15 protein-coding genes are annotated in these 20204 nt (G+C 48.2%); 8 read left to right on the top strand and 7 right to left on the bottom strand.

What is annotated here, in order from left to right:
• The 4 genes from H579_RS0121565 to H579_RS0121580 all read right to left on the bottom strand — a co-directional run bounded on the left by H579_RS0121565 (position 1) and on the right by H579_RS0121580 (position 5895).
• Positions 1 to 2019 (bottom strand): acetyl/propionyl/methylcrotonyl-CoA carboxylase subunit alpha, encoded by a 2019-nt coding sequence (locus tag H579_RS0121565; RefSeq protein WP_028302386.1) that lies wholly within the window; start codon positions 2017 to 2019, stop codon positions 1 to 3.
• Between the two features lie 13 nt (positions 2020 to 2032).
• Positions 2033 to 2866 (bottom strand): enoyl-CoA hydratase/isomerase family protein, encoded by an 834-nt coding sequence (locus tag H579_RS0121570; RefSeq protein ID WP_051228164.1) that lies wholly within the window; start codon positions 2864 to 2866, stop codon positions 2033 to 2035.
• A gap of 17 nt (positions 2867 to 2883) precedes the next feature.
• Positions 2884 to 4518, bottom strand: coding sequence for a carboxyl transferase domain-containing protein (locus tag H579_RS0121575; protein ID WP_425411362.1), 1635 nt, complete (start codon positions 4516 to 4518; stop codon positions 2884 to 2886).
• 207 nt (positions 4519 to 4725) lie between these two features.
• Positions 4726 to 5895: an isovaleryl-CoA dehydrogenase gene (locus H579_RS0121580; RefSeq protein ID WP_028302389.1), complete on the bottom strand. Its 1170-nt coding sequence runs from the start codon at positions 5893 to 5895 to the stop codon at positions 4726 to 4728.
• 556 nt (positions 5896 to 6451) lie between these two features.
• Between H579_RS0121580 and H579_RS0121585 the strand changes: the two genes are divergently transcribed.
• From H579_RS0121585 to H579_RS0121615, 7 genes are all read left to right on the top strand, one after another.
• Positions 6452 to 6667 carry a TIGR02450 family Trp-rich protein gene (locus H579_RS0121585; protein WP_028302390.1) on the top strand — a complete coding sequence of 72 codons (216 nt, stop codon included), beginning with the start codon at positions 6452 to 6454 and terminating at the stop codon, positions 6665 to 6667.
• A gap of 36 nt (positions 6668 to 6703) precedes the next feature.
• Positions 6704 to 8557 carry a sensor histidine kinase gene (locus tag H579_RS0121590; protein ID WP_157834685.1) on the top strand — a complete coding sequence of 618 codons (1854 nt, stop codon included), beginning with the start codon at positions 6704 to 6706 and terminating at the stop codon, positions 8555 to 8557.
• A 111-nt stretch (positions 8558 to 8668) separates the two neighbouring features.
• Positions 8669 to 10024 carry a sigma-54-dependent transcriptional regulator gene (locus tag H579_RS0121595; RefSeq protein WP_028302392.1) on the top strand — a complete coding sequence of 452 codons (1356 nt, stop codon included), beginning with the start codon at positions 8669 to 8671 and terminating at the stop codon, positions 10022 to 10024.
• A 355-nt stretch (positions 10025 to 10379) separates the two neighbouring features.
• Positions 10380 to 11423, top strand: a complete 1044-nt coding sequence (locus H579_RS0121600; protein ID WP_211224774.1) for a TAXI family TRAP transporter solute-binding subunit — start codon at positions 10380 to 10382, stop codon at positions 11421 to 11423.
• Between the two features lie 134 nt (positions 11424 to 11557).
• A complete protein-coding gene (locus tag H579_RS0121605) occupies positions 11558 to 13690 on the top strand; it encodes a TRAP transporter permease (protein WP_028302394.1) in 2133 nt (710 codons plus the stop codon).
• A 25-nt stretch (positions 13691 to 13715) separates the two neighbouring features.
• Positions 13716 to 14924 (top strand): L-2-hydroxyglutarate oxidase, encoded by a 1209-nt coding sequence (gene lhgO, locus H579_RS0121610; RefSeq protein WP_028302395.1) that lies wholly within the window; start codon positions 13716 to 13718, stop codon positions 14922 to 14924.
• A 178-nt stretch (positions 14925 to 15102) separates the two neighbouring features.
• Positions 15103 to 15609, top strand: a complete 507-nt coding sequence (locus H579_RS0121615; protein ID WP_028302396.1) for an NlpC/P60 family protein — start codon at positions 15103 to 15105, stop codon at positions 15607 to 15609.
• Between the two features lie 143 nt (positions 15610 to 15752).
• On the opposite strand, the gene H579_RS27005 is transcribed toward H579_RS0121615, so the two are convergent.
• Both H579_RS27005 and H579_RS0121625 read right to left on the bottom strand, forming a co-directional pair.
• Positions 15753 to 16673: a helix-turn-helix domain-containing protein gene (locus H579_RS27005; RefSeq protein ID WP_036567122.1), complete on the bottom strand. Its 921-nt coding sequence runs from the start codon at positions 16671 to 16673 to the stop codon at positions 15753 to 15755.
• Positions 16674 to 16682: 9 nt separating this feature from the next.
• Positions 16683 to 17663, bottom strand: coding sequence for a response regulator transcription factor (locus tag H579_RS0121625; RefSeq protein ID WP_028302397.1), 981 nt, complete (start codon positions 17661 to 17663; stop codon positions 16683 to 16685).
• Between the two features lie 299 nt (positions 17664 to 17962).
• On the opposite strand from H579_RS0121625, the gene H579_RS0121630 reads away from it, so the two are divergent.
• Positions 17963 to 19270 (top strand): hypothetical protein, encoded by a 1308-nt coding sequence (locus tag H579_RS0121630; protein WP_028302398.1) that lies wholly within the window; start codon positions 17963 to 17965, stop codon positions 19268 to 19270.
• Positions 19271 to 19976: 706 nt separating this feature from the next.
• Here the strand turns inward: H579_RS0121630 and H579_RS0121635 are convergent.
• A partial coding sequence (locus H579_RS0121635) for a transposase (RefSeq protein ID WP_028301876.1) occupies positions 19977 to 20204 on the bottom strand: 228 nt, incomplete at its 5' end.

Here is a 20204-nt window from a genome sequence, read left to right on the forward strand (position 1 = left end):
TCAGGCCTCCTCAGCTTCAAAGGCCAGCAGGTCAGCACCACCTTCTACCAGATCACCGGCCTGATAGAAGATTTCAGTTACCGTACCGTCGGAAGACGCTGTGATGGTGTGTTCCATCTTCATCGCTTCCATAATCACCAGACTGGTGCCTTTAGTGACTTTCTGACCCGCTGCGACCAATACAGCGACGATACTACCGTTCATTGGTGCGGTCAGACTGCCACCTTCCTCTTCAAACTCATGGTTATCCAGGTCTGGGTGTAACCACTGACACTCAAACGCACCTTGATCGGTAAAGACGGTGATATGACCTGCCAGCTCAGCGACAAAAGCGTTGCGGTTATGGCCGTTAAAGCTGGCTTTCAGTACGTCGTCTTCCAGCTTGCCATCGGCAATCACAATATGACCATCAATAGAAAGACGGTATCCTTGGTTCAACCAATTAACCTGTACGGATTTCTCTTCGTCGTCCACCTTGAAGCGCACCGCCAGAGCAGGCTCTTCATTCAGACGCCAGCCGTTAAACTGGTGCCAAGGGGAGGTAGTGTCATGGCTGTGTACCGCTTCAGTCTGACGCTGTTGACCCTGTTTCAGCAGGGTGTACAGAGCGGCCAGAGCCAGCGGATTCGCACTATGGCTGCCACCCCTATTGTTTCCAAGAGCGGCAGAGAACAGATCTTCTTCGTGTTTCTCGATAAAGCCGGTATCCAGCTCAGCAGCACGGAAGGCGGTGTTATCGATCAGACGCTTCAGGAAATGGGTATTGGTCTTCATACCAGCGATACGATATTCGGCCAGTGCCTGACTCATACGCTGCATGGCGCGGTCACGGTTCTCGTCCCATACGATCAGCTTAGCGATCATAGGATCGTAGTAGATGCTGACCTCATCGCCTTCACGTACACCGGTGTCCACACGCACGTAGCGGTTTTCTTCTGGAGTACGCAGATATTCCAGCTTACCGGTGGCAGGCAGGAAGTCGTTATCCGGATCTTCCGCGTAGATGCGCACCTCTACCGCGTGACCGTTGATCTGAACATCGTCCTGGCTCAGTGGCAGAGTCTGACCGGAAGCCGCTTTCAGCTGCCATTCCACCAGATCCTGACCAGTGATCAGCTCGGTCACCGGGTGTTCTACCTGCAGACGGGTGTTCATCTCCATAAAATAGAAAGAACCGTCTTCATCCAGCAGGAATTCAACCGTACCCGCACCTTCGTAGCCGATCGCTTCAGCGGCACGTACTGCCGCTTCACCCATGGCTTTGCGCAGCTCGTCGCTCATGCCAGGGGCTGGTGCTTCTTCAACCACTTTCTGGTGACGACGCTGTACGGAACAATCACGTTCTGCCAGATAAACACTGTTGCCGTGTTTGTCACAGAACACCTGAATCTCAACGTGACGCGGCTTGGTCAGATATTTCTCAACCAGCATGGTGTCATCCGCAAAGCCGTTCATCGCTTCGCGCTTAGCGGCATCCAGAGCACTGTCGAACTCATCGGCGGCCCAGACCACACGCATACCTTTACCGCCACCGCCAGCGGTGGCTTTCAGCAGTACCGGGTAACCCATCTCATCAGAGTGACGCTTCAGCAGAGCAGGGTCCTGGTCTTCGCCGTGGTAGCCCGGTACCAGAGGTACGTTGGCTTCTTCCATAATGCGTTTTGCCGCACTCTTGGAACCCATGGCTTCAATAGCAGATGCTGGTGGGCCAATAAACACGATACCGGCATCCTGACACTTCTGTACAAACGGCGCGTTCTCAGACAGGAAACCGTAACCTGGGTGAATCGCCTGAGCACCGGTTTGCTTAGCCACTTCCAGGATGGTGTCCATCTTCAGGTAGCTGTCTTTACTCGGCGCTGGACCGACACATACCGCTTCATCCGCCATCGCCACATGCATCGCATTGGCATCGGCTTCAGAGTAAATAGCCACACAACGAATACCCAGACGGTGCGCAGTACGGATTACTCGACATGCGATTTCGCCACGGTTGGCGATCAGAATCTTATTAAACATGGTGTTCCTCCGCTTACTGCTGCCAGCCTGGGGCGCGTTTATCGAAAAATGCGCCCAGTCCTTCCTGACCCTCTTCAGAAACTCGAATCTCTGCGATCAGGCGCTGGGTGTATTCAATTACTTCATTATCAATCGGGCTTTTTGCGACGCGAGCGATCAGCTCTTTGGTGCGACGTACACTCTGCGGGCTGTTGGCCAGCAGTTTCTGCACCATATCGTCGGCTGTGCTTTCCAGATCATCCTGGTCAACGACTATGTGAGCCAGACCCAGACGTACCGCTTCGTCGCCGTCAAACACTTCTGCGGTCAGGAAATAACGACGCGCTGCACGCTCACCCATAGCAGCCACCACAAACGGGCTGATTACCGCAGGAGAGAGGCCAATTTTTACTTCACTCAGGCAGAAACGGGCACGATCTGTCGCGATACAGATATCACAACACGCCGCCAGACCTACGGCACCGCCGTAAGCGGCACCCTGAACCAGCGCAATCGTCGGCTTGCTCAGGTTATTCAGCGTGTGCATCAGACGGGCCAGTTCACCGGCGTCGTTGAAGTTATCTTCAAAGCTGTACTGAGCCATGCGCTTCATCCAGCCCAGATCAGCACCGGCGGAGAAGTGTTTGCCGTTGGAGCGCAGTACCACAACACGAACCTGTTCGTTTGCGTTGATCTCATCCAGTACGGCCAGAATTTCGCCAATCAGCTTGTCATCAAAAGCGTTATGCACTTCCGGACGATTCAGGACGATACTTGCTACACCCTGTGCGGAGATCTCACATAACACTTGCTCGGTTGCACTCTTTGCAGAGGTCGCACCTACTGAGGAATTAGTTGCAGTTGTCATTGTTATCACTCTCCGGATTACATGCGGAACACGCCGAAACGTGTCTCTTGTGCAGGTGCATTCAGAGCGGCAGAGATCGCCAGGCCCAATACATCACGGGTTTGTGCCGGATCAATCACACCATCATCCCACAGACGAGCGCTGGCGTAGTAAGGGTGACCCTGGTGCTCATACTGCTCAACGATAGGCTTCTTGAACTCAGCTTCATCTTCCTGAGCCCACTCCTGGCCTTTGCGTTCCATATTGTCACGCTTCACCTGAGCCAGTACGCCTGCCGCTTGCTCACCACCCATCACGGAGATACGGGAATTAGGCCACATCCACATCAGATTCGGATCATAAGCACGACCACACATGCCGTAGTTGCCAGCACCGAAGCTACCGCCGATCAGCATGGTGAATTTAGGCACCTTGGCACAGGCTACTGCGGTTACCATCTTGGCACCGTTTTTCGCGATACCTTCGGACTCGTACTTACCACCCACCATAAAGCCGGTAATGTTCTGCAGGAATACCAGAGGAATACCGCGCTGAGAACACAGCTCGATAAAGTGGGCACCTTTTAGCGCCGCTTCAGAGAAGAGTACGCCGTTGTTGGCGATAATGCCGACAGGGTAGCCGTGGATACGGGCAAAACCCGTCACCAGAGTCGTGCCGTACAGCTGTTTAAATTCGTCGAATTCAGATCCATCTACCACACGGGCGATCACTTCGCGTACGTCGTATGGCTTGCGCAGATCTTCAGAAACGATGCCGTAGATCTCTTCCGGGTCGTACAGTGGCGGACGGCTTTCTTTGACATCCAGTTCCACTTTCTTATTCGGGTTCAGACGGGATACACACTGACGGGCCAGCTGCAGGGCATGCTGGTCGTTCATGGCGTAGTGATCCGCTACACCGGAAGTTTTACAGTGTACGTCGGCACCACCCAGATCTTCCGCAGAGATCACCTCACCGGTGGCTGCTTTTACCAGCGGAGGACCGGCCAGGAAAATCGTACCCTGCTGACGCACAATGATGGACTCATCGGCCATGGCCGGTACATAAGCACCGCCCGCCGTACAGGAACCCATAACCACAGCGATCTGAGGAATGCCCTTAGCGGACATATTGGCCTGGTTGTAGAAGATACGACCAAAGTGGTCACGATCCGGGAATACATCATCCTGATTGGGCAGGTTGGCACCGCCGGAATCTACCAGATAAACACAAGGCAGATGATTCTTTTCTGCAATCTCTTGTGCACGCAGGTGCTTCTTAACGGTCAGCGGGTAGTAGGTGCCGCCTTTAGTGGTCGCATCGTTGGCGATGATCATACATTCCTGACCACTGACCCGACCGATACCCGTGATAATGCCCGCAGAGGGTACATGATCCTGGTACACATTCAGAGCCGCTAACTGAGACAGCTCCATAAACGGGGCGCCTTCGTCCAGCAGAGTATTAATACGTTCACGAGGCAGGAGTTTTCCGCGATCAAGGTGCTTCTTCTGTGCGGCTTCGCCACCACCTTGTTTGATTTCTGCTAGTTTCTCACGCAGATCCTGAACCAGACGCTTCATGTTTGAGCGATTGGTCTGAAACTCTTCGGAGCGGGTATTAATTTTACTTTTGATAACCGCCATCTTGTGCTCCTTGGGTAAGTAAGCCAGCTCATGCTTGTGAGTGGGCTTATATAAGTTGACGAGACAGACCAAAAAAAGGTCGTGCAGGGGGAAATTCTCAGTCTGCCTCGTCAGACCTGGGTCGGCTTAACCCTATGCCAGGGTTAGCCGGAATTTGACGTAGGTGGGGACCTTTGACAAAAAGGTGAGGGCACCTAACAAAAGGGAGTCAGTTGCAGACTCCCTTGGAATTTCTTACTTAGACTCAGCGAAGATCTCGCGGCCAATCAGCATACGACGAACTTCGGAAGTGCCTGCGCCAATCTCATACAGTTTGGCATCACGCAGCAGACGACCCGTTGGGAATTCGTTGATGTAACCGTTACCACCCAGCAGCTGGATAGAATCCAGAGCAACTTGAGTCGCTTTCTCTGCACAGTACAGAATCACACCGGCAGCATCTTTACGGCTGGTCTCACCACGGTCACATGCTTTAGCTGCGGCGTACAGGTAAGATTTACAAGCGTTCATCGTGGTGTACATATCCGCCACTTTACCCTGAACCAGCTGGAACTCACCGATAGACTGACCAAACTGCTGACGGTCGTGCATATAAGGAATCACGATATCCATCGCCGCCTGCATAATGCCAGTAGGGCCACCGGTCAGAACGGTACGCTCGTAGTCCAGGCCGCTCATCAGAACGCGCACACCTTTACCGACTTCGCCCAGTACGTTCTCTTCTGGTACCTCACAATCGGTAAATACCAGCTCACAGGTGTTAGAACCGCGCATGCCCAGCTTGTCCAGCTTCTGGTGACGGCTGAAACCTGGGAAGTCACGCTCAACGATAAAGGCCGTAATTCCTTTAGAGCCCGCAGAAGTATCGGTCTTAGCGTAGATCACGTAGGTGTTAGCATCTGGACCATTGGTGATCCACATTTTGTTACCGTTCAGAATGTAACGATCACCTTTTTTGTCAGCACGCAGCTTCATGCTAACAACATCAGAACCCGCGCCTGGCTCGGACATCGCCAGTGCACCAATATGCTCACCGGAAACCAGCTTAGGCAGGTACTTCTCTTTCTGCGCCTGGTTACCGTTCAATTTGATCTGGTTAACACACAGGTTGGAGTGTGCGCCATAAGACAGGCCTACAGAAGCAGAAGCGCGGGAGATCTCTTCCATCGCGATTACGTGGGCCAGATAACCCATGTCGGAACCGCCAAACTCTTCAGGAACCGTGATGCCTAACAGGCCCATATCACCAAATTTGCGCCACAGCTCATTAGGAAACTCATTGTCTGCATCAATCTGCTCAGCACGCGGAGCGATCTCTTCGGCAGCAAAACGATTCACCTGCTCACGCAGCATGTCGTAGGTTTCGCCGAGGTCAAAATTGAACTCTTTGTAAATGGACTTCATGGTAGGCCTCACAATTGCTCATTATTGTTTGCTTCACTGCTTTGCATTAAGTGAGCAGCGTATCAAGTTGTAGCTAAATTTAATTCAAGTTGACGTTAACGTAAAGGGAAATTTAAACTTTTTTCGTGCGACTAAAGTTGAGTAAGTGGAGGTGGTTAGGTTCTAGATACATAGCGATTGGGAGAGTGCTGCAGGGTTGATGTTTTTTTATATATCTCTTTGTATATCAGTTGGTTATATCGTATTTCCAGGGGAATTGTAGACTGGAAGTGCATATAGTAGGTGGCTTTTGATTTTCAATAGACTCTAGTGCAGAGGCCAAAATGGAAATAAAGCTGCCGAATGAACCTCACTGTTTCCTCACTGACCTGTGTAGACTATTTTATAAATCTTCTGTGCTTTTGGGTTTGGTCTGCAGGCTAATCAACGGTAGATTCGTCTGTTGAATCGCATGATAAATCACTGAACCTAATGCTTGCTGTTAACGTAAAAATAGCCGCATGTGTAAATTTTTGAACATACTTTTTTATGCGTTTCAGCGACATACTGGGTTTATATGAATAGAATCAATCCTGCCAAGCTATACAAGAGTAAATGGACTGCGGTTAAACCAATGAACCGAGAGAAACACTTCCTGGTAACGGATGTTGAGTTTGAGGAGGACGGCACAGTACTTTTTTGCCTGCTGGAGGCCGTTATTTCGAAAACAGAGTATCCAATTGATTGGACTGAATTAAAAAACGACCAAAAGTGGCTGCAGGGTTGGAAATAGCACAGCGCTTTCAATTTCAAGCTGGTGGATATCATTTTGAAACTACAACGTCTGTTGCTGATTATTTTATTGGCAACTCTCAGCTCGTCTTTATTCACCTGGCAAGTGGGACGCTACGCTTATGACTGGTCGATGATTCAGTTGAAAGGTGATGGTGAGGATCGTTTGCTGGGGTTGATCAGTCAGTTTCGGGCAGCATTGGACGAATACAAATATTTACCGTTTCTGATTTCGCAGAATAGGGAAGTGAAGGAGCTGTTACTGTCACCCTCGCCGGATAAAATTGCCGAGGTGAGTCGTTATCTTGAACAAGCCAATTTAGTTGCCGGTTCCACAGCACTGTTTATTCTGGATCGCAACGGGCAAGCAAAAGCGTTCAGTTATTGGCGACAGCAACGGGATTTTTATCTGATTTCACATGCTCAAGCGCCTTACTTTGTAGAAGCAAAAAACGGTCTGCATAGGATTTATCTGTCCAAACCTGATGCCCTGGCCGACGGCGCTTTTTATCTATCGGCCTCTGTCTATGATAACCGTCATTTTGCCGGAGTTGCGACAGTACGTATCAATCTCGATGTGTTACAACCTGACCTGCCTCAGAATGAAAGTTATATGATCAGCCAGCACGGGCGGGTGTTATTGGCCAGTGATAGCCACTGGGTGCAGCAAGAGGTGGATACGATCTTACAGCCTTTTAGGCAGCAGCTTTTAAGCGATGATGTGGTGGCTGATATCCGTAAGCAACAGGATGGTCAAAAGGTATTAGTACAGTCTATAAAGCTGGATGACCTGCAATGGCAGATGTCTGTTATTACAAATATCAAGAGCGCACATAATCTGGAGCAGACGGCCAGGCTGTATAGCCTGGGAGGCTGCATTGCCTTTGCGCTTTTTCTTCTGTGGTTACGTGAACGGCACTTAAAAAATCTCTCCCGTCTGGAAACCCGTGCAGCGCTGGAGCAGGCTAATAATCAGCTTGAGCAAAAAGTGCAAGAGCGTACCCAGGCGCTAAAAATGGCACAGGACGAATTGGCTCAGGCAGAAAAGATGGCAGCATTGGGTCGAATGTCTTCTGCTGTAGTACATGAGTTGAATCAGCCGTTAACGGCAATGCGCACTTATGTCTCTATTTGCCGCCACCTGCTGGCTCAACAGAGGACGGCTCAGAATTCGGAAAGTAGGCTAGAGCAAAGTGTTGACAAGGGGGGGGAGCAAAGCGACAGGCTGACCGCTGAACAGGGGTGTAATGATCATCTATTGGATGAGAATCTGGTGCTTATCACTCAACTCACTGAACGTATGGCCGTCTTGACCCGACAACTTAAAACGTTTGCTTATAAGAAACCAGAGAAGCTGTCTCCGGTTGATCCGGTTCAGGTACTGAATCATATATTACCTTCCTTTCAGGAACGCTTGGCGCAGGGAAGCATTCAGTTAGAGTGTGTATTTCCAGACCAGGCGGTGTCTATTGCGGGAGATAATGCCCGGCTCGAGCAGATTTTTAGCAATCTGATTACCAATGCCTGTGATGCCATGGCGAGCGAACGCTCTGACCAGCAACATCGATTAATATTGTCTATATCGGCCCCGGTTGAAACTGATCAGCGTGTTACTCTGCAGGTGATAGATACAGGGCCAGGGATCACAGTACAGGATAGTCAGCAGCTGTTTGAGCCCTTTTATACCAGTAAAGCGATTGGTGATGGTTTAGGCTTGGGGTTGTCTATTGTGCGATCCATCGTCAAAGACCTCCAGGGGGAAATCCGAGTGGATAACTCGATGGAAGGAGGGGCCTGTTTTACCGTGCGACTGCCCATTTATACTCAAAGCACTGCCATTACGCACAAATGTGTCATCAATAATACTGATACAACTTTACACGATAAGTAAGCATACCGTGATTTTTCCTACATAAAACCTGTACTTTCCGGCCGCTTCGGCTGGAAAGTACAGGAGTATTTATATTCGGGTACTTAGCCTCGATAAAACGGAGACAAAAAGATGAAGGGGACCGTCCTACTGGTTGATGACGAGGCGATGATCCGCCAGTCCACTGAGCAGTGGCTTAAGATGGCTCAATTTGAGGTTATCAGCCGCGACAGTGCTGAGCAGGCGATGACCGTTCTGAATGAAGACTTCCCCGGTATTCTGGTAACAGATGTTAAAATGCCCGGCATGGATGGCCTGCAACTGATGACTCAGGCCCGGACGATGATTCCTGAGTTACCGGTTATTCTGGTCACCGGCCATGGTGATGTGGATATGGCGATCCACGCAATGCGCAGCGGTGCTTATGATTTTATTGAGAAGCCTTTTGTACCGGAGCGTCTGGTTGAAACCATCGATAGGGCCTGTGAAAAGCGTCGCTTAATGCTGGAGAACCTGCGGCTGCAACAAAATATTGCCTCTCAGTCGGGTATTGATAATCGGATTATTGGCATATCACCTTCTATACAACGATTAAAGCGAGATCTGCTAAAAGCTGCAGTTCAGGATACCAATGTCATCATATATGGCGAGACCGGTTGCGGTAAGGAATTAGTTGCTCAGTGTCTTCATGAATTCAGTAGCCGCGGCGTACATAATTTTGTCCCAATCAACTGCAGTGCCATCCCTGAGGCCTTGATTGAAAGTGAGTTGTTTGGCCATGAAGCCGGGGCTTTTACCGGTGCGGCAAAAAAACGTATTGGTAAATTTGAGCATGCCAACAATGGCACCTTGTTCTTGGATGAGATTGAAAGTATGCCTGCTCATCTTCAGGTGAAAATCCTGAGAGCTTTACAGGATGGTGTGATTGAACGTCTGGGCTGCAATAACCAGATTCAGGTTAATCTGAGAATTATCGCCGCTTCTAAAGCAGACCTAAGAACAGAGGAGAGCTTTCGTCAGGATCTGTTTTATCGTCTGAATGTTACCTCGCTATATCTACCTCCATTAAGGGAAAGGCAGGAAGATATCCCTCTGCTGTTTGAACATTATGCTCGCAAGGCAGTGACTAAGGATTCAGGTGCGCTGCGTCGAATCACGGATCACGATATCGATAATATGCAGCAATACAGCTGGCCGGGGAATGTCCGTGAGCTGAAAAATGCCGCAATACGGTACGCCCTGGATGGTGAGTTATCAGTAGCAGATACCTTGTTTCCAAAAGACGCAGGCTTTGATGCTGAGCAGCCGGTTGCCAGTTCATTATCCCTGGCTGCTCAGGTCGCTAATTTTGAGCGTGACGTTATCTGTCGCACACTGAAACAACATCAGGGCAATATTAAAGCAGTGATGGACCAATTGGATCTACCGCGCAGGACTCTGAACCAGAAGATGGTGAAATACGATATCAATCGTAATGAGTTTCTTTAGGCTGAGTTTTGAGAGGATTACAGCTTCAGCACTGGATTATCCAATAAGCAAAAAATTGCCTATTGGGTGTAGCCCGTTAGATATAAAGGGAATTAAGCCTGACTGTTATCTCTGGAAGGCGCTTAATCAAGGATAATTGGGATAAACAAAATCGTTTCGTACTGTTGATAAGCAATTTTTTGCCTATCATTTTGTATCCGATAAGCAAATTATTGCTTATCGGTTGATGATCTGTATTGGGTTTTGATTATATTTTCCTTTAAATACAGTATGTTATGAGTTTTTGTGCAAGTTGGCCCTTTAGTTGCTATACCTATAGTCACCAAAAACAAAAATTCCATCTAAGGGCGTAACGATGAAAATGACTAAACGTACTTTCCTGAAAAATATGGGCCTGAAAAGCTTGGGCCTGGCCGTGCTAATGAGCAGTACGCTGGGCGTCACTGGTCTAGCGCAGGCAGAGGAGAAACGCTCCTATATTCTGGCAACCGCATCAACGGGTGGCACCTATTATCCCGTGGGTGTTGCCCTGGCGACACTGACGAAGGTTAAGCTGGAGCCTAAATACAAAATGTCTCTGTCAGCCATTAACTCAGCAGGTTCTGGTGAGAACGTAAAATTGCTGCGTGACAACGAAGCGCAATTTGCCATTCTGCAAGGGTTATATGGTGCCTGGGCGTGGAATGGCGATGGCGCACTGAAGGCTTCAGGTCCACAAAAACACCTGCGTTCAGTTTCTATGCTTTGGCAAAACGTCGAACAGTTTGCTGTTAAATCTGAGTTTGCGAAAACAGGTACTATTGCTGACCTGAGTGGCCTGGAAGGTAAAAAGTTTTCTATCGGTAAGAAGAACTCGGGTACCGAGGGTTCTGGCCGTCAGATTCTGAGCGGTCTGGGCATTAACCCTGATAGCTTTGATCTGGCTTATATGGGGTATGGTCCTAGTGCTGATGCTCTGCAGAATGGCACCGTTAACGGTATGAATATCCCATCAGGTGTACCGACCAGTGCAATGACCCGTGCTTATGCGGCTCTGGGCAGCGATATGACGCTACTGAACTTTACCGATGAGCAGATTAAAAAGGCCAACGGTAACTACCAACTTTGGACGCGTTTTGTAATTCCGGCCAATACTTACCCAGGTCAAAGTAAAGCGGTTAATACCATGGCGCAGCCTAACTTTCTGGCCGTTCGTGATGATCTGCCAGAGGAAGATGTGTATCTGCTGACTAAAACCATGTACGAAAACCTGCCCTTCCTGAATGGTATTCACAAAGCGACTAAGGCGATGGCATTGGAAAAAGCGATTGCGGGTTTACCAGTACCTCTACACACAGGTGCCGCTCGTTTCTATAAAGAGATGGGGATTGAGATTCCGGCTCACCTGATTGCTGAGTAAGCTTTAGCGCTCTTTTTTGAGGGGCTGTGATGGCCCCTCATTTCGTTTAGCAACAGCATTTTTGACGATGTTATTTATGTCGTTAAGACACCATCGTTTTTGTGTATGACACTTTTGATGACCGGGATACTGTTATGAGTACTGCCTCGACTAATACCGATCAGGAATTGGCTGACAAGCTACAGAGTCTGGAATTAACACAGCGCTCGGAAGAGTCGACTGTGGGGCGTTTTATCTATTGGACGGGTGTAATATTCGCCCTGGCACATATCTATTTTAATACCTTGGGCACCCTGTCTGAACTTTGGGTGTCAGCGATTCACTTTGGCGGCTTTGCTCTGCTGTGTGCCTTGATGGTGCCTATGACCCGAAGCAAAACTGCAGCGGGTAAAAAGCTTGCTCTGGTGCTGGATATCTTGCTGGGGCTGGCGGCACTGCTCTGTACATTATATTTGATCGGCTTTGAGGATGAACTCTATTCCGGGGGCGTAAAATTTGCTCAGTGGGATTGGGTCTTCTCGATCTGTGCCATCTTTATTGCTCTGGAGATGGCCCGGCGTACTACCGGTTGGTTTATCCCTGCAATGATTGTCACCGCACTGACCTATGTGTTTTGGTGGGGGCAGTATATTGACGGTGTGTTTGGCTTTCCAGGCTTGAGCCTGGAAACCGTGCTTTATCGTAGCTATTTCTCTTCCGAGGGTATGTTTGGTCAGATCGCACGTATCTCCTGGACCTATGTCTTTATGTTTATCCTGTTTGGTGCCTTTCTGGTGAAGTCCGGTGCCGGGGATTTTATTATCGAACTGTCGCGCTGTGCAGCGGGGCGTTTTGTTGGTGGTCCGGGCTTTGTCGCGGTATTGGGTTCAGGTTTGATGGGCTCGGTTTCAGGTTCATCGGTAGCTAATACCGTTTCGACCGGTGTGATCACCATCCCTTTGATGCGTAAAGCAGGTTTCCCGGCCAAGTTCGCAGCGGGTGTTGAAGCTGCGGCGTCTACCGGTGGGCAGCTGATGCCACCGGTAATGGGGGCTGGTGCCTTTATTATGGCGTCTTATACCCAGATTCCTTATGTCGATATTATCTCAATCGCCGCTTTGCCAGCGTTACTTTACTTTATGTCGGTAGGCTTTTTTGTCCGTATCGAAGCGATGCGTAGCCACGCAGGTTCAGTGGAACTGGAAAGCCGTCCATTAGGCGAAGTATTTAAAGATGGTTGGCACTATCTATTGCCTCTGGTGGTGTTGGTTGCGTTACTGATCTACGGCTTTACGCCGACCTATGCCGCGGGTATCTCGATCATTTCCGTTGTGGTGGCGTCCTGGTTATCCAAACATCCCATGGGATTAAAAGATATTCTGGATGCGTTGGCTCAAGGCTCGAAAAATATGGCAACCACAGCGATGTTGCTGATTGCTGTGGGGCTGGTGGTTAATGTGGTTGCGATGACCGGCATCGGTAACACCTTCTCCCTGATGGTGACTGAGTGGGCCAGTGGTAGTCTGTTGATCACCCTAATCCTGGTTGCTCTGGCCTCTCTGATTCTGGGTATGGGCCTGCCGGTAACCGCATCCTATATTGTATTAGCGACGCTTTCGGCTCCGGCACTATATGGCCTGATTGCGGAGATGCGGCTGGTGACTATGATGGCGGCGGGTAACTTGCCTGAAGCAGCGCAAACTATCTTTCTTTTGGTTGACGCTGAGAAAGCGGCGTTATTATCGGCACCTATGAGTGAGTTGGATGCTCAACAGCTGTTGGCACTGGTGCCTGGGGATTTTAAAGGCCAGTTGTTAGAAATGGCGTTGGACCCGGATACATTGGCGATGATCCTGCTGTCGGCCCATATGATTATCTTCTGGTTATCTCAGGACAGTAATGTCACGCCTCCGGTATGTTTGACCGCATTTGCTGCCGCAGCAATTGCCAAAACGCCCCCGATGGCCACCGGTTTTATGGCGTGGAAAGTGGCAAAAGGTCTGTATATTGTGCCACTGTTATTTGCCTATACCGGCTTTATCGGTGGCAGCTGGTCAGAAGTACTTTCGATTTTCTTCTTCTCTCTGTTTGGTATCTATGCCTTAGCTGGTTTTATGGAAGGTTATCTGGAGAGCCAATTGAATCTGGCGCTGCGGGTATTAAGCGGTTTGGCAGGCGTGGCTATGATCTGGCCCCATAATGAGCTGCTGATCAGCGTAGCAGGCTTGATTGTTTTTCTGGCTATTTTTACTTACAGCCGTAAAGCACTGAAAGCCAGCGAAGCTTAAGTGGATTATCTATTTGAGAGCAATCATGACCGAACAATATGATTATTTGATTATCGGCGGTGGTATAGTGGGGCTTTCCACCGCCTGGCAGTTGCAGCAGCAATGTCCAGATAAACGCATTGTACTGCTGGAAAAAGAGTCTGCATTTGCCCAACATCAAACCGGCCATAACAGCGGTGTGATCCATGCGGGTGTTTATTACGCCCCCGGTAGCCTGAAAGCGGAGTTTTGTCGGGAAGGTGTTGAGAAAACCATCCAGTTCTGTCAGGACAACGGCATCAAATATGACCAGTGTGGCAAGCTACTGGTAGCCACTAACCCACTGGAACATGAACGTATGCTGGCGCTCTATGAGCGCTGTCATCAGAACCAACTGGATGTAGAGCTGCTGGATGCGGCCCAGCTAAAAGAAAGAGAGCCTAATATTCAGGGTCTGGGTGCTATTCTGGTCAAAACAACGGGTATCGTCGATTATCGCCAGGTATGCAATAAGATGGCTGAGCGCTTTCGTGAAACGGGTGGTCAGACACTGTTAAACACCCAAGTGACTGCGATGGAAGAAGATAGCGACGAAATTCGGGTACAGACCAATCAGGGCACTTTTCACTGTCGTTATCTGATCTGTTGTTCCGGCCTGATGGCGGATCGTATGACCCGTATGCTGGGTATCGAAACCGATTTCCAGATCGTGCCGTTTCGGGGGGAATACTATCGCTTACCGGAAGATAAAAGTGATGTGGTCAAACACCTGATCTATCCTATTCCTGATCCTGATCTGCCGTTCCTGGGGGTGCATCTGACCCGTATGATCGATGGCTCAGTCACCGTAGGGCCCAATGCGGTTCAGGGTTGGAAGCGGGAAGGCTATGGCAAGATTAATATTAGCCCAACCGATATCTGGGATATGGTGCGTTTTCCGGGCTTTTGGCGTGTACTGAAAAAACACCTGTTTACCGGTCTGGTGGAAACCAAGAATTCCCTTTGGAAACCGGGTTATCTCAAGCTGGTGCAGAAATATTGCCCTTCAGTAAAACTGCAGGATTTAGAGCCTTATCCTGCAGGTATCCGAGCACAAGCCGTGCTGAAGGATGGCACCTTGGTTCATGATTTCCTGTTTGCTGAAAGCCCGCGTTCACTGCATGTGTGTAATGCACCGTCACCGGCTGCAACTTCCGCCATTCCTATTGGACGCCATATTGTTGAACGGGTGATAAAGGCTCAATCTGAGACATAATATAGCTCAGTACACCTTGCCTTCCTGGAAGCCCTTGTCAGATAACCTGTCTTATCTTGCTGATCACTGAGAATCAGCATACTATCGGGTAGTGACATCAGTAGACATTATGACTTACTGCATATAAATCAATTGGATAGATTGGGATGTCTGGTTTTCTCGTTGAGAAGGTATCATCATGAACAGGTCCTTATCCATTGTTGTTGTGGCACTGCTTTCATTTTTGATGGTGGCTTGTGGCTCTTCCACCAAGCGATCAACAACAGAAATCCCTGCTGTTAGCCATGGCAAGGAAATCAGTTTTTCTGATGCCCAGGCAGTTAAAGCCGCCCTATACCGAGAATATCAGTACTGGAAAGGTACTCGATATACTCTTGGCGGCACGAGCAAAAAGGGAGTTGACTGTTCTGGATTGATATATGTTGTTTACAAAAAACAGTTTGGTATTGAGCTACCACGCACCACTCTATATCAATCAAAGACAGGGGTGTGGATTAAGCAAAACTCTCTGCGCCCCGGAGATCTGGTCTTTTTCAGAACAGGCTCAAAGGTCAGACATGTGGGAATTTATGTTGAAGGTAATCAGTTCCTGCATGCATCGACGTCAAAAGGTGTCATCTTATCAAGGCTGGATAATCCCTACTGGAAAGAAAAATATTGGCACTCCAGACGAATGACTCGTTAATTTGATACTACTGATACTGACGAGGTCATCATACAGTCTTGTAAGTGCGCAAATACAGAGGTTTTTTCTTCTTTGGCCAACGGTCGGAGAGGATAAGGGTGTAAATGTCAAAAACTCTTTATGCAGGTACTGTTTCTCTTTGCTTAAAGGGTACCTGTATAGCTGTGAGTCTTTATTGTATGGATCAGCATTGCCCTTGACCGGACTCCTGATTTTTTATAGATACTGGTCAGTTGGTTCTCAATTGTTTTCTCTGAACTTCCCAGTTGTTCCGCAACCGCTCTGTTGGTGTAGGCCTTGCTCAGAAAAAAGCAGACCTGTTTCTCTTTTGATGTCAATACTGAAAAGCTATCGGGTAGTGGCATTGCTTCCAGACAGGTAAAGCCATGTAACAGGTACGTTCTGCATAATACATCGTCTGTTTCTATAAAGCCCGGTGCCGAGGCACAGATGCACTCCAGCCATTGTCCTCCCATTTGATCCAGTAGCGTTTCAAAGGATTCAGAGGCTTCTATTATGGCGCCTGATGAGCCACATATTGCATATAGACTACCTGGTTGCGAACAGCTTATACGTGCGGCATTCAGTTGTTGCAGGGCAGATGCTTGTATTATGTGTGGTAAAAACAATGTCAGCAGATCTGTTGTCTGTTCACCGTATTCTGTTGTTTCATTGAGAACGGAAACAACCAGCGTATGAATTAAGCCCGTTTTATTGCATTGAGATGATATATAGAGGGGCTGGCTTTTTGTCGGAAAAATATCCAGGCTCAGGGGGGTTGGCTTTTTGGTCAAAGGTAGCTTTTTGAGTATGGTAATTTGCTCTTCAGTTAGAGAGCACGCTGTATGAAAGTCAGAGTTTGAGTAGGTAATACAATCAGGCTGGTGTTCTGAATCTTGCACAAGCCAATAAAAACTTTCTATTGCAACTATAGAAGCTAATTGTTTTATAACGGCTTTTTTGAAAGCCAGTTCATCCGATATTTTTATCCCTTCATACATTCCGGCAATTTGTTGTCCAGGCTGCAGTGGCTTTTTTGGTGGAGTCAATTGTAGCAACGCCATGTATTGTCCTTAATAGTCTGGCTGAGAAATCAGGTGTTGTCGGGATGAACAGTGGGTGAGCTTCAGAATTGATTTAACATGATTTTTCACCGTCGCTTCAGTGATCTGCAGCAGAGATGCAATCTCCTTATTCGATCTACCCTGGCGGATCAGTTCCAGAACTTGCTTCTGACGCTGGCTTAACAAGCGTTTATGGTCATTATGTACTTGAATGTATAGCAGGCCATGAGCGCTTTGAGCGGTAAAAGGAATCCCCTTAACTTCAAAAATACCATCGAGCAAGGTTTCCGGGATAGACAGTTTACCTTGATGAATCAGCTGATGCTGCTGGCTTAAATCCCAGAACCCCGTCTCGGCCTCAATAATATTGCCATAATGATCCAATACGGCTCTGGCATTTTTGGCCATATCGTCAGTAGGGAGTGAGGTCGATTGAAAACCATTAAGGATATTGACCTTAAGTGCGCCGATCAGGCTAGGTACTAAGTACTCTTTTATCTGCTTTTCTTCCGTTGTAAACGGCTTATCTGCGTCATGCCGTGCCAGTGTGACGATATGCATCAACTGGTTTTCAGGTGCGACGGATATGGTCATTAAAGAGTGATGCAGTGAGTATTTTTCACAATACAGACGATACATGTCCGAATTCAGCCACTCATCTTTGGGAACAATATCAAGAATATCCTTTGTCTGTCCTAAACACCCCAGCATGATGCCAAATACCTGCTGTACTTGTTGCGATACTGACGACAGGTGATGGTAATCCTCCATAAAGCCTTCTGGCAGATTAAGAGTAAAGGCATCCTGTTCATAAAAAGGAATCTGTTGTTCTGCACGGGTTAGCCATACGCCACTATCCGCTTTTAAACAGCGGGCAAAAACTTTAAATGCAGACTCCTTGAATGAGCTATGTGGTGTCGTTAAGGCCAGTTGATAAAGTTGGCTGATAACATCATCGAGCGAGTGATAAAGATTGATCTGACTATCCATTGAATCAGAGGCGATATCTCTGTGCAGCTTGAGATTAGCCCTTTTCCCCTATAGTGATATTGATTCTCTGCATGTATGAAACGGCCGGCAGGCTGAAACATAGCGCAGAGAGTAGAAGATTTTTCCATTTATGCTCTATACGCAGTGTACCGCAGAGCCAAAAAAGCTGCTACTAACCCCCGATTGTTCAGGTTTAATTGACTCCATAAAATTCACGTTCACATAGGCGTCACCGGTTCGCCGATTGTAAAAACTCCCTCGGTTTTTACGCATCAGCAGGCTACATTTATGGAGAAATGATGAAACCTTATAAATTGCTATTCACCAGTCTGATTACAGTTTTATTGCCTTTTTCGGCTTCTGCGCAGGAAATATCGCTATCCAATCCCGATGCAGAATATGCCAATAGAAGCTGTGTCTTAAAACAGTATATTGAGCATAAAACCGCACTGCCTGCAGATTGCCGCTGTGGTAATAACAGAGCGAATACCGGAGGTTTGAATGTCTGTCAGCGACCAACAGAAGTAGCAAGAAATATGGGAATCAATATCGCAGAAGGGCCCTCTTTTGCGAATTACTACAATTCTGAGCTAACCGGTGGTTTTATTGATTACGACAGAAATGAGCTGATTGCTTCGGTGCAATGGGATGCGGGGGCAGAGTCTAAGGGACTGGTTGTAGCCTATAACTTATCTGATTGGTCCCGGCGCTTTATCAGTGGTGATGCAGAAGATGAATATGGCCATCGGGTCATTGCTAAAGGCCCCCGCTTTTTTGAGCTGAAAGATATTCAGCCGGGTATTGATGGCTTTTGGTACGGTTTTGGTTATGAGCAGGGTAAATCGGGTGGCGGGGCCAGAATTTTCCGTGTGGACCCTGAGACTGGCGACCGAAGTGTAGTCTGGCAAGGGCGGACGGCAGAATATGGCCAATGTCCATCTGGCCGGAAAAGTATCAAAATAGAATCACAGAAATATGTGCAATATACCCAGCAAGCATTTGCCATTGATCAGGCAGATGGTTCATTCCTGCTTTCGTTCAGTAACAATAAAATGGGGGGCACAGGTATTGCCCGTATTTCCCCGGATGGCTCAAAGTGTGACTTTGTGACGCTGAGTGGCAGAAGAGATGATGGCCTGGAGGTGGGCAGAGGGTTTGATATGCGTGGACCTATGTTAGGCCTGTATCTGCATAATGGGAAAATTTACACTCACTCCAGTGGAGAGAAAACCTTCTTTGAGATTGACCCCGCTACAGGCAACAGAAAGGCGCTGACTCGAAAAGCTCCTAAACCACCTGCCTGGCGTCGTGTAGTCTGGGACGATAAAAGGGAAGTGTTCTGGGTCTCTGGTAAAATGAACTCTGTTACGGTGACAGCTTATGATCCAAAGCTGAATAAATACCTGCTGGCGCATAAAAGCTGCGGTAAACGATCAGACTGGGAATGGTTTCCGCTATGCATGGGCGGCCCTCTGAAGATTAACTCATTGAACTACGGCCCTATGTGGCTGAATAAAAATACGGGTAATCTGATTTTTGGACAGGATTTGATTGGTATCGTGGAGTTTGAACCGGAAACAGGTAACTCAATCAATCGCAGTTTCTGATGCGAAGGGAGCTGGTTTCCCCCGGCTCCGTATCGTTGTTATCAAAGCTTAGGATAAAGTGCTGTTGGCAATAGGTCTCTGGCATAATTTCTCAGGTGCCTTATCCCATCCAGGAAAGGGCCGTTGGCCCTTCCTTATCAGTTTGCTATCGCAACTAATTTCTAAGAGTCTGGCTAACACCATCCTTTTTTCGCATGTCCCGGAGGGCAATGTTTCGATTTAGGTGCAGGCTCACTGCTTTGCTCTTGTGTCTTCTTAATATCGACATCGATATCATCGACCTGTCCCTGTACCCGGGTAAGCTGACAGCCTGATAAAAACAAAGAAGACAAAGCTAGAGTTAATAGTAAAGGTTTCATAAATATCCTGCTTTTCAGAAGATCCATACATAATTTTGCATGGATTTAATTTTAACAGAGTCGCCGATATTTGATGGTAATCTGATCATAATTGAACCTGAAAAAACAATATTTTACATGTTATAACTTCATGTAAACTTGCACATGCCAGCATAAGGAAATCACCCCCTTCGGTGAGTGGCCGGAGAGGGCAAGAAGAGCGCAAGAAGAGGATAAGTGTCGAAGAGCTTTCTTATTGGCACCTAGCAGCCTGTCGGACTTAAGCTGTCAATAGGCTTAAAAATCAGAAAAAATTGCGATTTATGCAGGGATATTCCTATTTTTTGAGAATATCCCTGTTCAATACCTTATTTTAGGCGCAACTTGGCTATTCGTTTTAGATTCCAGGCCATACACACCAAGCTCCATTCTCCTGTCACTCCCTTCAGTCCTCGTAGCGAGAACTGACGGAAGCCCAAGACCGATTTGATAATACCGAAGACCGGCTCAACCGTTTGTTTACGTAAGGCATAGATCGCTCGTCCTGCCTTGGTCCTTAACTTATGTGCCATCTTCTCTGCTGGAGATGCCCTTGT

It is taken from the genome of Oceanospirillum beijerinckii DSM 7166 (assembly GCF_000422425.1).
GTDB classification, from domain to species: Bacteria; Pseudomonadota; Gammaproteobacteria; order Pseudomonadales; family Halomonadaceae; genus Oceanospirillum; species Oceanospirillum beijerinckii.